This is a genomic window from Hydrogenophaga sp., from assembly GCF_018780075.1.
GTDB lineage: Bacteria > Pseudomonadota > Gammaproteobacteria > Burkholderiales > Burkholderiaceae_C > Hydrogenophaga.
Map to the genome: position 1 here is coordinate 1 of NZ_JADMKB010000014.1, position 13992 is coordinate 13992.

The 13992-nt window shown below is 70.3% G+C and carries 15 protein-coding genes; 4 read left to right on the plus strand and 11 right to left on the minus strand.

Features of this window, described 5'->3' with window-relative positions; translation table 11 throughout:
• The 3 genes from IV088_RS04690 to IV088_RS04700 form a co-directional block, all read right to left on the minus strand.
• Window positions 1-624 (minus strand): sulfatase-like hydrolase/transferase (locus IV088_RS04690; protein ID WP_291098404.1); only part of this gene is annotated, 624 nt, incomplete at its 3' end.
• 2 nt (window positions 625-626) lie between these two features.
• Entirely contained in the window at window positions 627-1619 is a 993-nt protein-coding gene (locus tag IV088_RS04695) for a tripartite tricarboxylate transporter substrate binding protein (protein ID WP_291098406.1), read from the minus strand.
• 32 nt (window positions 1620-1651) lie between these two features.
• Window positions 1652-2620, minus strand: coding sequence for a tripartite tricarboxylate transporter substrate binding protein (locus IV088_RS04700; RefSeq protein ID WP_291098409.1), 969 nt, complete (start codon window positions 2618-2620; stop codon window positions 1652-1654).
• 114 nt (window positions 2621-2734) lie between these two features.
• Here IV088_RS04700 and IV088_RS04705 point away from each other — a divergent pair, with 114 nt between their 5' ends.
• A complete protein-coding gene (locus IV088_RS04705; protein ID WP_291098412.1) occupies window positions 2735-3244 on the plus strand; it encodes a MarR family winged helix-turn-helix transcriptional regulator in 510 nt (169 codons plus the stop codon).
• Between the two features lie 71 nt (window positions 3245-3315).
• Here IV088_RS04705 and IV088_RS04710 read toward each other — a convergent pair whose 3' ends face one another.
• The 8 genes from IV088_RS04710 to IV088_RS04745 all read right to left on the minus strand — a co-directional run bounded on the left by IV088_RS04710 (window position 3316) and on the right by IV088_RS04745 (window position 10182).
• Window positions 3316-3897, minus strand: a complete 582-nt coding sequence (locus IV088_RS04710) for a glutathione peroxidase (protein WP_291098415.1) — start codon at window positions 3895-3897, stop codon at window positions 3316-3318.
• A 180-nt stretch (window positions 3898-4077) separates the two neighbouring features.
• Entirely contained in the window at window positions 4078-5031 is a 954-nt protein-coding gene (locus IV088_RS04715; protein ID WP_291098418.1) for an ornithine cyclodeaminase family protein, read from the minus strand.
• Window positions 5032-5169: 138 nt separating this feature from the next.
• The gene (locus tag IV088_RS04720; RefSeq protein WP_291098421.1) at window positions 5170-5979 is read right to left on the minus strand and encodes a MipA/OmpV family protein; all 810 of its coding nucleotides are present in this window, start codon (window positions 5977-5979) and stop codon (window positions 5170-5172) included.
• Window positions 5980-6013: 34 nt separating this feature from the next.
• Window positions 6014-6394 (minus strand): hypothetical protein, encoded by a 381-nt coding sequence (locus tag IV088_RS04725; RefSeq protein ID WP_291098423.1) that lies wholly within the window; start codon window positions 6392-6394, stop codon window positions 6014-6016.
• Window positions 6391-7152, minus strand: coding sequence for an ABC transporter ATP-binding protein (locus IV088_RS04730; protein WP_367171568.1), 762 nt, complete (start codon window positions 7150-7152; stop codon window positions 6391-6393). Before IV088_RS04730 ends, IV088_RS04725 begins: the two co-directional genes overlap by 4 nt.
• 5 nt (window positions 7153-7157) lie before the next feature.
• Complete coding sequence (locus tag IV088_RS04735) at window positions 7158-8348, minus strand: ABC transporter permease (RefSeq protein ID WP_291098428.1); 1191 nt, start codon at window positions 8346-8348, stop codon at window positions 7158-7160.
• A complete protein-coding gene (locus IV088_RS04740; RefSeq protein WP_291098431.1) occupies window positions 8345-9553 on the minus strand; it encodes an efflux RND transporter periplasmic adaptor subunit in 1209 nt (402 codons plus the stop codon). Before IV088_RS04740 ends, IV088_RS04735 begins: the two co-directional genes overlap by 4 nt.
• Window positions 9550-10182 (minus strand): TetR family transcriptional regulator, encoded by a 633-nt coding sequence (locus tag IV088_RS04745; RefSeq protein ID WP_291098434.1) that lies wholly within the window; start codon window positions 10180-10182, stop codon window positions 9550-9552. The genes IV088_RS04740 and IV088_RS04745 overlap by 4 nt, the downstream gene beginning before the upstream one ends.
• Before the next feature lie 309 nt (window positions 10183-10491).
• Between IV088_RS04745 and IV088_RS04750 the strand changes: the two genes are divergently transcribed.
• The 3 genes from IV088_RS04750 to IV088_RS04760 all read left to right on the plus strand — a co-directional run bounded on the left by IV088_RS04750 (window position 10492) and on the right by IV088_RS04760 (window position 13951).
• A complete protein-coding gene (locus tag IV088_RS04750; RefSeq protein WP_291098437.1) occupies window positions 10492-12579 on the plus strand; it encodes an ATP-binding protein in 2088 nt (695 codons plus the stop codon).
• 73 nt (window positions 12580-12652) lie between these two features.
• Window positions 12653-13048 carry a hypothetical protein gene (locus tag IV088_RS04755; protein ID WP_291098439.1) on the plus strand — a complete coding sequence of 132 codons (396 nt, stop codon included), beginning with the start codon at window positions 12653-12655 and terminating at the stop codon, window positions 13046-13048.
• 108 nt (window positions 13049-13156) lie between these two features.
• Entirely contained in the window at window positions 13157-13951 is a 795-nt protein-coding gene (locus IV088_RS04760; RefSeq protein WP_291098442.1) for a HupE/UreJ family protein, read from the plus strand.
• Window positions 13952-13992 lie beyond the last annotated feature (41 nt).

The following is a 13992-nucleotide window of genomic DNA, read 5'->3' on the forward strand; positions in this document are numbered from 1 at the left end:
TTCCCAGGGCCAGTGCGGCGCGGTGTAGTGCAGGCTCAGGAAGAAGGGCGTGCCGCTGCGCGCCTCGGCCGCACGCTCCCTCACGTGCGCCACCGCCTTGTTCGAGAACACGTCGGTCAGGTAGCCCACTTCCTTGTGCGTCTCGTCATTGATGTACAGGTCGTGGTCGCCGCTGGACGAGCAGTGGGTGAAGTAGTCCACGCCGCCGGCCATGATGCCGAAGAACTCTTCGTAGCCCGAGCGCAGCGGGCCGAAGTGCGGCGGGTAGCCCAGGTGCCACTTGCCGATCAGTGCGGTGCGGTAGCCCGCGTCTTTCAGCAGCGAGGGCAGGGTGGGCATCTCGGGCGGCAGGCCCAGCGTGGCGCTGCCCTTGCTGCGGCTGTTGATGGGCTCGTCCAGCGCGCCGCGCAGGCGGTACTGGTAGCGCATGGTGGCCATCGCGAAGCGCGTGGGCGAACACACCGGCGAGTTGCTGTAGCCCTCGGTGAGCTTCAGGCCACCGGCGGCCAGCGCGTCGATGTTCGGCGACACGGCGCCGAAGCCCGCCTGGCGGCCGCCGTAGCAGCCCAGGTCGGCGTAGCCCAGGTCGTCGCTGACGATGTAGAGGATGTTGGGGCGGGTCACGTTCACTCCACCTTCATGTCGGTCGCCTTGACGATCTTGGCGTAGCGCGTCGAGAGCTTGGCCAGGCGCTGGGTCGCGGCGGCGCCGGTGAGGCCCTCGTAACGCATGTCCATCGAGGCCATGCGCTCCTTCAGCGCGGTCGAGCCGACCAAGTCCAGCACGGCCTTCTGCATCGCGGCCACCAGCGGCTCGGGCGTGGCGCCGGGCACCATGCACAGCGTGATCACCTCGTTTTCCAGATCGGGGTAGCCCAGCTCGGCCACGGTGGGCACCTCGGGCAGCAGGCCGCTGCGCTGGCGGCTGGTGATGGCGATCGGCACCACCTTGCCCGACTTCACGTGCGGCAGCATGCCGGTGCTGGAGAGGATGCCACCGTCCACCTCGCCCGACAGCAGCGCCAGCACCGCCGGTGAGTTGCCTTTGTAGGGCACGTGGGTGATCTTGATGTGGGCCGCCTGCGAGAAGATGGCCACGCCCAGGTGGCCGGGGCTGCCTGGCCCGCCGGAGCTGAAGTTCACCCCGCGCGACTTGCCTGCGCCGATCAGCTCCGGCATGGATCGGATGCCCTTGGCCGCCGAGGTGCCGAGCAGCAGGCCGTTGGACGAAATCACCACCAGCGGCCGCAAGTCACCCACCTTGTTGCCCAGCTTGAAGGGCATGCTGGGGAAGATGTGCGGGTTCACGGTGAAGGCCGTGTCGATGCCGAAGAACACGGTGTTCCCGTCGGCGGCGGCCCTGGCCACCTCGGCCGCGCCGATGTTGCCGCCCGCGCCGGGTTTGTTCTCCACGATCACGCTCTGGCCACTGCTCTTCTGCAGCGCCTCGGCGACCGCGCGCGCGATGATGTCCGCCGGCCCGCCCGCCGGGAAGTTGTTGACGATGCGCACCGGCTTGGTGGGCCAGGCGGGCGCCTGGGCCAGCGCAGGGGCACAGAAGGTGGTGGCCAGGGAAATGGCGCCCAGGGCGACCATGGCGTTGCGGCGGATCGGGTTCATGTGAGGTCTTTGCGGGGGAGGGGAGAAAAGGGTCAGTCCATCTGCACGCCGGTGGCCTTGATCGGGGCCTCCCAGCGTTTCAGGTCGGCGGCCTGCGCGGTGGCCAGTTCGGCGGGCGTGGAGCCCACGGGCTCGTAGCCCTGCTCGATCAGCTTGGCGCGCAGGGCGGGGGTCTTGATGGCTTTGGCCACAGCGGCGCTCAGCATGTCGCGCACCTCGGGCTTGAGGCCGGCCGGGCCGTACATGCCGAACCAGGCGGTGGCCACCATGTCCACGCCCTGTTCCTGGAGCGTGGGCACCTCGGGCACCTGCGGGTCGCGCTGACGGCCGGTCACGCCGATGATGCGCACCTTGCCGGCGCGGTGCAGCTCGGCGGTTTCGGTCACCACGTCGAACTTGTAGTCGATGTGGCCGCCCAGCAGCGCCGTGTTGGCCGGGCCGCCGCCCTGGAACGGCACGTGGTTCAGCTCGGCGCCGGCCTTCTGGCCGAACATCACGCCCATGAAGTGCGGCAGCGACCCCAGGCCCGGCGTGCCGTAGGTGCCTTTGCCCGGCTCGGCCTTGGCGCGCGCGATCATGTCCTTCACGTTCTTCACCGGCACCCCGGCGCCGGCGACCACGCTGAACTGGAAGTGGGCCAGCAGCGAGATGGGCGTGAAATCGCTCACCGCGTCGTACTCCAGCTTCTTGTAGACGTGGGGGAACAGCACCATCGGCCCGCTGGGCAGCAGCACCACGGTCTGGCCGTCGGCCGGCGCGCGCTTGACCAGGCCCAGCGCGATGCGGCCGGCCGCGCCCGGCTTGTTCTCCACGATCACCTGCGAGAAGTCGTTCTTCAGCCCCTCAGCCATCAGCCGCGCCAGCAAATCGGCTGAGCCGCCGGGTGGGAAGCCCACCACGATTTTCAAAGGCGGTTTGTCCTGCGACAGGGCCAGGGCGGGGAGCAGGGCACCGGCGGCGGCCAGGGCCAGGGTGCGGATCATGAAAGCGCGTGTGTGCATGGTGGTCTCCGGTGGGCGCGGGTGTTTCCCCGCTGGAACCGGCCATGCTAGGCATTCACAATCAATTGCAGAAATCAATCGTTCCCGGTGTTTTCCCTGAGACCCTTCCACCCGATGCCCGCCCACGACCGCATGACCGACCCGCAGGGGCAGAACGACCTGCTGCTCTACCGGCTCTACCGCATCCACGCCACCGCGGGCCCGCTGGTGGTGCGCATGTGCGAGCGCGACTACGGCATCACGCGGCGCGAGTGGCGCGTGTTGTCCTGCCTGGCCGACGACGAGGGCGTGCTCAGTTCCGAGCTGGCCGAGCGCGCCATGCTCGACCGCGCGCGCACCTCGCGCACGCTCACGCGGCTGGTCGACAAGAAGCTGGTGCGCCGCGAGCCCAGGCCCTCCGACCGGCGCGAGGTGCACGTGTTCCTGACGGACGAGGGGCGGCGGGTCTACGCCGAGGTGTTCCCGCGCATCGCGGTCATCCAGCGCGAGTTGCTGGCGCCTTTTTCACCCGAGCAGCGCGAGCGCCTGAGCGAGCTGATGGACCTGCTGCTGGCCCAGGCCCGCGCGCTGAACACGGAGGGTGGGTTGTTGCCGCCGCTGGAAGACGCTGGCGACGACGTTTGAGCGCCGCGCCGGGTCGCTCCCAAGCCAGCTCGCACCGCAGCCCGAAGGGCGGAGGTACTTCATCCTGTGGATCAGGGCGTTGCCTTCAAGGCGCTCTCGATGGCCGCCGTCAGCGCCGCGCTGCCCGGCTCCACCGCGCTCTGGAAACTGCTCACCGTCTGGCCGTCGCGGGCGATCAGGTACTTGTGGAAGTTCCACTGCGGCGCGGCCTTCGTCGCCTGGAACAGCTGCGTGTAGAAGGCGTTGCGCTGCGGGCCCACCACGGCCGTCTTGCTGAACATCGGGAACTTCACGCCATAGGTGTTGAAACACAGGTCGGCGATGGCCTGGGTGTTGCCCGGCTCCTGCTGGCCGAAGTCGTTGGCCGGGAAACCGAGGATCACCAGGCCGCGTTTTTCGTACCTGGCGTGCAGCGCCTCCAGCCCCTCGTACTGGCGGGTGAAGCCGCAGTAGCTCGCCGTGTTCACCACCAGCAGCACCTTGCCCGCGTACTGGCACAGGTTCTGGGGCGCCTCGTCCTGCAGGCGGGCAAAGCTGTGCGAGAGCAGGGCGGGGCAGGTGGTGGGCGGCTTGGCGGTCTGGGCCGCCGTGGTCAGCGGCAGGAGCGCCGTGATCAGACCCGACAGGGCGAAGAGCGTGCGTGGGCGGTTCATCGCGCCATTGTCGGCGGGTGGCTTCAACCCTGCGAATGAAAGGGTGCCGCCGGAAGCGCGGTGTGCGCGGGGGATTCTCCGACGCGAAATGACCCAACCCAGGATGCGGTGGAACCGGCTTCGCCGGGCCACGCGCATCGCCCCCTGGAGGGGGTCGCGCGCAGCGCGGCGGGGGTGTGTTTACTGTTCGTGCACCAGGATCGCCGCCGCCAGGTCTTCCAGCGCCGTGCCGACCGACTTGAACACCGTGCGCTCGGTGTCGTTCTTGCGCCCGGTGGCCACCCCCTTGGAGAGCGTGGTCAGCGTGCCGCGCACATCTTCGGCGCGCAGCGCGCCGTGTTGCATCGGGATCAGCAGGTCGCCGCTTTTTTGCAACGCCTCGTCGGTGTCGAGGAACAGGCGCGCGCCCTCGAAGCAGGCGTCGTCGGCCTCGCGCATCGCGGGCGTGAAGCTGCCGATCAGGTCGAGGTGCGAGCCCGGCGCGAGCCAGGCGCCGCGCACCAGCGCCTCGGTCGAGAGCGTCGCGCAGCTCACGATGTCGGCCTCGCCGCAGGCCGCCGCGAGCTGGCTGGTGGCGCTGGCGTTGAAGCCCTGGCCGCGCAGCTGATCGGCCAGCGCCTGCGCCTCGCTCTCGCGCCGCGCCCAGACCGTCACGCGATCGATGGGCCGCACCGTGCGGTGGGCCTCGGGCAGCAGCCGCGCCACGCGCCCGGCGCCGACCAGCAGCAGGTGGCTGGCGTTGGCCCGCGCCATGTACGAGGCCGCCAGCGCCGAGGCCGCCGCCGTGCGCCGCGCCGTGACCACGTCGCCGTCCATCTGCGCCAGCGGTGCGCCGGTGCGCGCGTCGAACAGCATGTAGGTGGCGTGCAGCCCGGGCAGGCCGCGCTTGGCGTTGCCGGGTGCGATGTTGACGATCTTCACGCCGTAGTACCTGCCGGCGATCCAGGCCGGCATGATCAGCGAGGTCATGCGCCGCGCGGCGGGGTCGCCGCCGGCCTCGCCGATGGGGCTGATGATCTCGTGGACGTGGCGGGGAGGGGTTTCACAACCGCCCGCGAAGCGCTCGCGCAGGGCGGGGATCAGGCGGTCAAAGGGCAGTGCGGTTCGGGTGGCGTCGGCATCGAAGAAGTGCATCGTTCGATGGTAGCCGCCCGTCAGACCGCTCACGGCGTTGTATGCGCAGTTTTACATGTCGCCGGAGCGCGCACCCTCCCGCCGAAGGCGAGAGAGGGGGGTGACGCAAAGCGGCGCGGGGGGTGTCTTTCTTCAGATTCAGAAGCGGTAAACGTAGCCCAGCCGCGCGGCCGACACCCAGCGGCGGTCCACCAGCGGGCTGTCCTGGATGGCCGAGCCCAGCGCGGTGGCGCTCAGGTCCAGGAACACCGATTGCTGCGGGGCCAGCCGGTGCAGCAGGCGCACCCCGATTTCGGTGCTCAGCGCGGCCTTGCCCGCGTGGACCTCACGCCCGGCGCGGGCCTCTGAGGCGTCCACGCCGAAGTGGTAGTCCACATACTTGCGGTCCTGCCAGACCAGGCCCAGGCGCGGCACGATGCCGACCGGACCCACGTGCTTCAGTGTCTCTGCCACCACCTTCAGCTGCTGCCCTTTGCTGTGGCCCGAGGCGTCGGCCAGCCACTCGCCCGACAGCTGCCCGATGCCGTTGCGCCACTCCCCCTTCGCGCCCAGCCACACGCTGTTCTTGCGCTCCGCCATGCCCGCCAGAAAGGCCGAATCCTTGGCCTCGTAACCGGTGTCGGCGTAGCGCAGGCGCAGAGCGAGGTGGCGGCTTTCGGCGTCGTGCAGCTTGAGGTCGATCACCGGGCCGAAGACCCGGACCCAGGGGTTCTCGAACTGCAGCACCGGCAGCAAGCGCACTTCGCTGCCCACGCCCCGATAGGGCGACACCTCGGCGCTCAGCAGCAGCCCGGCGCCCCAGGTGGCGGTGGTCGCTTCGGGGGCCGCAGGTGCCACAGCGGCCGGCGCGGGTGGGGCGGCTTGCGCCCAGGCGCTGGCAGCGGCGAGGCTCAAGGCGATGGACAGGGCAATGGACACGGGGCGGCGGTGGGGTGCGGGCGTCGTCATGGCGGGCGGCGGTTCAAGTGGCGAAGCGCCGATGCTACGACGGTTGGCGCCAGCCCACGGCGGCCACGGCCGCCCAGAACCCGAGGCGCAGCGCCAGCGCGCCCACGGTGCGCATCTCGAAGGCGCCACCACCCAGCACATGCAGGCCGAAGGCCGCGGCCACCAGCGCGGTGCCCAGCGCCAGCGCCGTCGCGAGCCACAGACCCCAGCGTTCACCGCGCCACAGCCCCAGCCCGGCCGCCACATAGGCGAAACCCGCCAGAAAGTTGAACCACAACACGTAGCCCACGGTGTGCCCCAGGGCCGCGCGGGTGGCGGCGTCGCCAAACAGGCCCTGCCAGCCGCTGAACACCGTGAGCGCGCCGAACACCACGGCGATGCCGGCCAGGATTTTCAGGGGACGGGACGTGGTCATGGAGGCGCCTTCGCTCCAGGGTGGGCGGGGGTGGCGGTGTCTTCCAGCGCCCGCCCTTCGCCGGCTTCTTCCACCGTCTGGCCGTCGCGGATGTGGTAGATCCGCTTGAAGGTCGGGATGATCTTTTCGTCGTGCGTCACCACGATGATGGCGGTCTGCGCCTGCCGCGCCATCTGGTTGAGGATGCGCATCACGGCCAGCGCGCGCTCGCTGTCCAGCGGCGCGGTGGGCTCGTCGGCCAATATGACCGGCGGCCTGTTGGCCAGCGCACGGGCGATGGACACCCGCTGCTGCTCACCGCCCGAGAGTTGCGAGGGCTCGGCCTGGGCGCGGTGCTGCACGTCCAGCGCGGTCAGCAGTTCCAGCGCGCGTTCGCGCGCCTGTGCGTTCGGCTGGCCCGCCAGCATGGGCAGCAGGGCCACGTTGTCGGTCACGTCCAGAAACGGGATCAGGTAGGGCGCCTGGAAGACGAAGCCGATGCGGTCGCGCCGCAACGCGCGCAGGTCGTTCACGGTCCAGCCGTTGTCGTAGATCACCTCGGTGCCCAGCGTCATCTTGCCGCTGGTGGGTTCGATGATGGCGCCCAGGCATTTGAGCAGCGTGCTCTTGCCCGAGCCCGAGGGGCCGACCAGGCCGACCACCTCGCCGGGCGCCACCTGCATGTTCACGTGTTTCAGGGCTTCCACGGCCGTGTCGCCGTGGCCATAGACCTTGCGCAGGCCTTCGATCAGGATGCCGCCGGGGGATGGGGTGTTCATGGGGTTCATCCGATCGCCGCGCCCGGATCGACCTTGAGCGCCACCCGGATCGCCAGCGTGCTGGCCAGCGCGCAGATCACCAGCGTGAGCACCAGGCCGGTGACCGAATCGCCCGGCAGCAGCAGCACGAATTTGGGGAAGGCCGGCGCCCAGAGCGTGGCCGCCACCTTGCCCACCGCAAAGCCGATCAGGCCCAGGCCCAGCGCCTGCTGCAGGATCATGCCGGCGATGGTGCGGTCGCGCGTGCCGATGAGCTTGAGCACCGCGATCTCGCGCAGCTTGCCCATGGTCATGGTGTAGATGATGAAGGCGACGATGGCCGCGCTCACGACCGCCAGGATGACCAGGAACATGCCGATCTGTTTGGCCGAATTGGCGATCAGCTTGACGATCAGGATGTCTTCCATCTGGTCGCGGGTGTGCACGCTCAGGTGTTTCCAGCGCCGGATCGGCTCGGCCACCTGTTCGGCGGTGAAGCCGGGCGCGGCCTGCACCAGCACCGCGTTCACGCTGCGGCTGCTGGTCTGAAGGGCCTGCACCGCTTCGAGCAGGCCGGGGCTGCCCGGGCGGTTGAAGGCCGGGTTGGCGGCGGTGCGCGCGCGGTCGTTGACGATGGCGTCGTTGTCTTTCAGAAACTGCGTTTCCTGCGCGTCCTTCATGGGCACGAACAGCATCGGGTCGCCGCCCGACGACACCATGCGCCGCGTCAGCCCCACCACCGTGTACTCATGGCGGCGGATGCGCACCACATCGCCCAGCGCAAAGCCGGTCTTCACATCGGCCACCGCCTCGTAGTGGTTGCGCGTGATGTGCCGCCCCGCCACCAGGTAACCGGGCGCGCCGGGCATGCCCGGCTCCATGCCGACCACCATCACGCGGCTGTCCCGGCCGCCTTGCTGCACCTGCATGGTGAGGTAGGCCACGTTGGCCGCCGCCGCCACGCCCGGCATGCCGCGCACGCTGCGCACCACGTCGTCCTTGAGGCTCGACGATTCGGCGTACGGCCCCTGCGTGTCCTTCTGCACCACCCACAGGTCGGCGCGGCTGTTGGCGAGCAGCGCGTGTGCATCGTCCACCATGCCGCGGTACACGCCCGCCATGGTCAGCGTCACGCCGATCAGCAGCCCCAGGCCCAGCCCGGTCAGCACGTACTTGCTCCAGCCGTGCAGGATGTCGCGGCCCGCGAGGCTGATCACTTGTTGGCCCCCGCCGGCACCAGCTGCGCCACCACCGCGATGCGCGCGTTGGCTTTCAGCGCGCTCTGGCTGTAGAGCACCACCGTGTCGCCCACGTTCAGGCCGTCCAGCACCTGCACCTGGCCGTCCAGGCCCTGCACGCCCAGCGTCACTGGCGCGAAGCTGAGCGCGCCGTCCTGGAGCCGCCACACGCCGGTGCGGCCCTCGTGCTGCACCACCGCCGCGTTGGGCAGCAGCGGGCGTTCGGCCGTGGGCGGCAGCTGCAGTGTCACCTCGGCCATCTCGCCCACCGAAGCGCCCAGCGACGCGCCCGCGGGCGGCGCGTCAAACGCCACCATCGCCAGCCGCTCTTCGGTCACGGCGTCGGCCAGCGCCTCGACCCGCGTGACCTTGCCGGCCAGCGTTTCACCGGGTCGCGAGCGCAGGGTGATGCGCGCCACCAGCCCCGGCGCCAGTCCGGCGCTGCGGCCCTGGTCCACCCGCAGCTTCACCCACAGGCTGGCCGGGTCCATCAGCCGCAGCACGGCCTGGCCGGCCACCACCGTGGTGCCGGCCTCGGCCTCGCGCGCGGTCACCACCGCCGCCGCGGGCGCGACCAGTTTCAGGTTGCCGCGCTGCTGCGCCAGCCCCGCGCGCTCGGCGCGCAGCCGGGTGATGTCCTGCGCGCTGCCGCCCAGGTTGGCTTGAGCCGCCGCCACGCCCGCGCTGGCCGAAGCCACTTCCTGCGACCGCGCTTCCAGCGCCCCGGCGCTGATGAAGGCCTGCCGTGCCAGGTCTTCATTGCGTTTCAGATTCGCCGCCGCCAGCGCGCGCCGCGCCTGCGCGTCGTTGACCTGTGCGCCCGCCGCCTGCTGCGCGCTCTGCGCGCGGGCCAGCGAGGCGTCCAGCGCCGCCAGCCGCTGGTCCAGGTCCACCGGGTCCATCTCGGCCAGCGGTTGGCCCGGCTGCACCGCCTGGCCCACGTCCACCTGCACGGCCAGCACGCGCCCGGCCACGGTCGGCCCCACCATCCAGCTGCGCCGCGCCTCCACCTGGCCGATGCCAAAAATCTCGGGCGCCACGCGGCCTTTGGCCACCTGCGTCACCTGCACCTTCACCGGCGCCAGCGGCCCGGTGCGCAGCGCCACAAACGCCAGTGCCGCCACCAGCGCGAGCGCCAGGCCGCCCAGCAGCAGGCGGCGTGTGTTTTGGGGTTTCATCGTCATGCGAGGGTCTCCTGAGGGCTGCGTGCGCGGGTGGCCGGCGCGGCAATCGCCTGTTGAAAAAGGTCGAACACGGCGGGTGCCAGCGCGCGCATCGCGCCCACCTGGCCGCTCAGCAGCGACTGCATCACCAGCCCCTGCACCGAGCCGATGAACAGCACCGCCGCCGCCTGCAGGTCGGTGCCCGGTGCCAGCTGCTTGGCCGCCTGAGCCCGTTGCAGCAGGCCGGTGATCAGGCTGCGGTAGTCCTGCATCAGCCCACGCACGCGCGCTTTGAGCGGCGTGTCCTCGGGGTGCTGCAGCTCCTGAAAAATCACCCGGGGCACGCCCGGCTGCTCCACCACAAAGCCCACGTGCGCCATGAACACCGCGCGCAGCGCCGCCAGCGGCAAGGTCTGCGCGGCGGCGGCCGCGTGCAGTCGGGCCAGCAGCGCCTGGTGGGCGAAGTCGATCACCGCGAGCCAGATCGCGTCCTTGCTCTCGAAGTGGCGGAACACCGCGCCCTGCGTGATGCCCACCGCCTGCGCCAGGTCGGCGGTGGTCACGGCGGCCGGGCTCCGCTCGGCCGCCAGTGCCAGCGCGGCGGCCACCAGTTCGGCCTGGCGGGTGCGTGTGGGTTGTTTGCTGGGCATGGGGTCAAATGTAATTGAGTAATTACTTATATTCAAGCCTGAACCCCACCGACCGACCGTCCAGGGGCGTCCATCCGCCGCGGTGGCGCCCTGGGCCGGACGGCCGGGCCGAACCCTCAACTTGTGGCCCTCCGTGACGAAATGAAGGGAATGCGGGTCACCGTATCCGCCTCGCGTAAGGTCCACGCGCCAGAATCGGGGCCAGCCAGCCGGGCCTGCCGTCAGGCCCCATCCAAAAGAGACCGTCGTTGTGAGCATTGCAGCCGATCGCCCCGTATCGGGGCCCACCCCTGGGGGAGAGGTTCCCCGGTGAAACCGTTTCCCCGTTCCTTTGCCCTGCTGGCGGCGGTGTTCACCATGGTCGCGGCGGGGGTGCTGTGGTGGCAGTCGCTGCACGCGCAGTCGCAGCTGCGCGAGCAGGTGCTGCTGCAGTCCGAGCAGCGCAGCCTGCACCTGGCCGATGCCATGGCCGGGCAGGTGCAGGCGCAGCTCAACACGATGGACGTCACGCTTCGGACGCTGCGCGACCACTGGGTGCGCGAGCCGCGGGAACGTTTCGACGTGCTGGCCAAGAACGCCCTGGCCAGCCTGCCGCCGGGCCTGGTCTCGCACGTGTCGGTGGCCGACGCCAACGGGTATCTGGTCTACAACAGCCTGGGCCTGGACACCGGTGTGTACGTGGGCGACCGCAACAGCTTCCGGGTGGCGCGCCAGGACCCCGACGCGATGCGGGTGTCGGCGACCGTGCGTTCGCGCCTGACCGGGCGCTGGGTGTTTGTGGTGGATCGACCCGTGCTGCGCCAGGGGCTTTTCGACGGGGTGATCTACATGGTGGTGGAGTCGGCGTACATCGCCCGCGAACTGGGCACGGTGGAGCTGTCGGACCTGGACGTGGTCTCGCTGGTGCACCCGGACGGCCATTACCTGGCCCGCAGCGAGGGCAACGAGACGTCGATGGGCCGAAAGGCGCCCGCCGACCGGCCGTTCCGGACCGACCCGAATCTGATGCACGGCACCTACCGCGTGGACGACGTGGTCGACCACGCGCCGCGCACCTACGGCTGGCACCGCCTGGCCGATTCGGGCCTGGTGGTGTCGATCGGGCTGGCCGACGACTCGGTGCTGGCGCCGCTGGCGCCCGCGCTGCGGCGCAACCTGCTGGTGACGGGGGTGCTGTCGCTGCTGTTGCTGGGCTTTGGCGGCGTGATCGTGCGCGACCAGTGGCGCATGGCGCGCAGCCAGCGGGCGCTGGCGCGCAGCGAGGCGGGGCTGAAAGAGGCGCAGCAGCTGGCGGGCCTGGGCAGCTGGGAGCACGACCTGGGCTCGGGCCAGCTGCGGTGGTCCGACGAGGTGTACCGCATCTTCGAGGTCGATCCGGGGCTGGTGCACCCGTCGTTCGAGCACTTCCTGAGGTGGGTGCACCCGGAGGACCGGGCTCTGGTGCAGCAGGCCCTCGACGCCTCCATCCGGGATCGCCGGACCTACAACGTGGTGCACCGGGTGCTGTTGCCCGGCGGGCGGGTGAAGTATGTGCGCGAGCGGGGCGTGACCGAGTACGAGGGTGACCGGCCGGTGCGCAGCATGGGCACGGTGCTGGACATCACCGAGGTGCGCACGGCGCAGCTGGCGCTGCAGCAGCTCAACGACGAACTGGAGTCGCGCGTGGCCGAGCGCACGCGCGAACTGGCGCAGGCCAACCGGGAGCTGGAGGCCTTTGCCTACAGCGTCTCGCACGACCTGCGCACGCCGCTGCGCAGCATCCACGGCTTTGCCTGCGTGCTGGAGGAAGAGGAGGTCGACCATCTCTCCGACGCGGGCCGCAGGCACCTGCAGCGCATCCAGGATGGCTCGCGCCGCATGGGGCAGCTGATCACGGACCTGCTGTCGCTGACGCACCTGAACCGCGCCGGGATGCGGCATGAACCGGTGAACCTGAGCGAGCTGGCGCTGTCGATCGCGGGCGATCTGCAGCGCTCCGAGCCGCAGCGGGAGGTGGACTGGGACATCGAGGTCGGGCTGCAGGCGATGGCCGACCCCGGCCTGATGCGGGTGGTGCTGCAGAACCTGCTGGGCAACGCCTGGAAATACACCGGCCAGACGCCGCAGGGCCGGATTGCATTCACCCAGGAGCGGCGCGCGGACGGGATGACCACCTTCTGCGTGCGCGACAACGGCGCGGGCTTCGACATGGCCTACGCCGGGCAGCTGTTCCAGCCGTTCAAGCGGCTGCACGCGCACCACGAGTTCGAGGGGTCGGGTGTGGGCCTGGCGACGGTCAGCCGGGTGATCCGCCGCCACGGCGGCGAGGTGCGCGGCGAGGGCGCCGTCGGTGAGGGCGCGGCCTTCCACTTCACCCTGCCCGAGGTGGCGGTAACCTCGGACCTGTCGACCTGGTGAGCCCGGGGCGCGACGGGGGCTGGAGCCCTGTCTTCGCGCGCGGGCCGGGAAGTCGCCGATAAAATCCGGCCCTGTGAAACCCGCCCTCACCACCTGGCTCCTGCTGTTCGGCCTGCTGCTGCAATCCGTGGCCTGGGCGCTGCCCACGCAGCGGACCGGGCCGGCCGAGCGCCTGGCGCACGAGCTGGCGCATGCGATCGATCACGGGCACCACCAGCACCCCGACCCGAACGGGGGCCTGGGCCACGACCTCGACGCCACGCTGCTGATGGACGACACCCCGGACGGCGACGATCACGGCCCCCACCACGCCCACGCCAGCGAGGGCGTGCAGTGCCAGGGCCTGCCCGTGGCGTCGGCCCCGCCTGCGCTGATCCCGTCGCGCTGCGTCCCTAGGGCATGGACCCCGGTTCAGCCACCCTCGGCCGATCCCGAGGGTCTGCTCCGGCCTCCCCGGTTCCCGGTCTGACACCTCCCGGGCGCCTGCGCGGCGCCCAGCCTCGCGCGGCAACGCTCGCGTGAGGTGGCCCGTGCCGCCGGCCCGGCGGCCGGTTGCTCCATCAGACACAGGACGCACATGTTGTATTTCCGCTTCCGAAGCGCGGCCGCCTGGCTGTCGCTCGCCCTGGCCCTCGCGCCGCTGGCCGCGCTGGCCCACGGCATCTCCGAGGCCGACCGTCAGCGCATGCTTGACGGCGGCTATCTGCAATACGTGGGCCTGGGCGCCAGCCACATGCTCACGGGCTACGACCACCTGCTGTTCCTCTTCGGCGTGGTGTTCTTCCTCGCCTCGTTCAAGGACGTGGTCAAGTTCGTCACCGTCTTCACCCTGGGGCACAGCCTCACGCTGGTCTTCGCCACGCTGCTCCAGATCACCTGGAGCTACTACCTGGTCGACGCCATCATTGCCCTGAGCGTGATGTACAAGTCCTTCGACAACAACGGCGGCTTCCAGAAGCACTTCCAGATGGCCTCGCCCAACCTGTTGTGGATGGTGTTCGGCTTCGGCCTGCTGCACGGCTTCGGTCTGTCGACCCGGCTGCAGCAGCTGCCGCTGGGCGACGGCACCGCCGCCATGCTCGGGCGCATCCTCAGCTTCAACGTCGGTGTCGAGCTGGGCCAGATCGCCGGGCTGGTGGTGATGGTGGGCGCGCTCTCGCTGTGGCGGCACCGCCCCTCGTTCCAGCGCTTCAGCGTCTTGGCCAACACGGCCCTGTTCTACGCCGGTGTCTACCTGCTGTTCACCCAGCTGCACGGCCACCAGCACGACGTGGCGCCCGACAGCTTCCGCTTCCCCGCCGCCGAACACCGCCACGCGCACGAGGACATGGCCGTGGAAGACACCCGCGACACCAGCCGCGACGGCCTGTGAACCTTTCCCCTCTCCTGCTTTCTGACCGACACTTTCCGAAA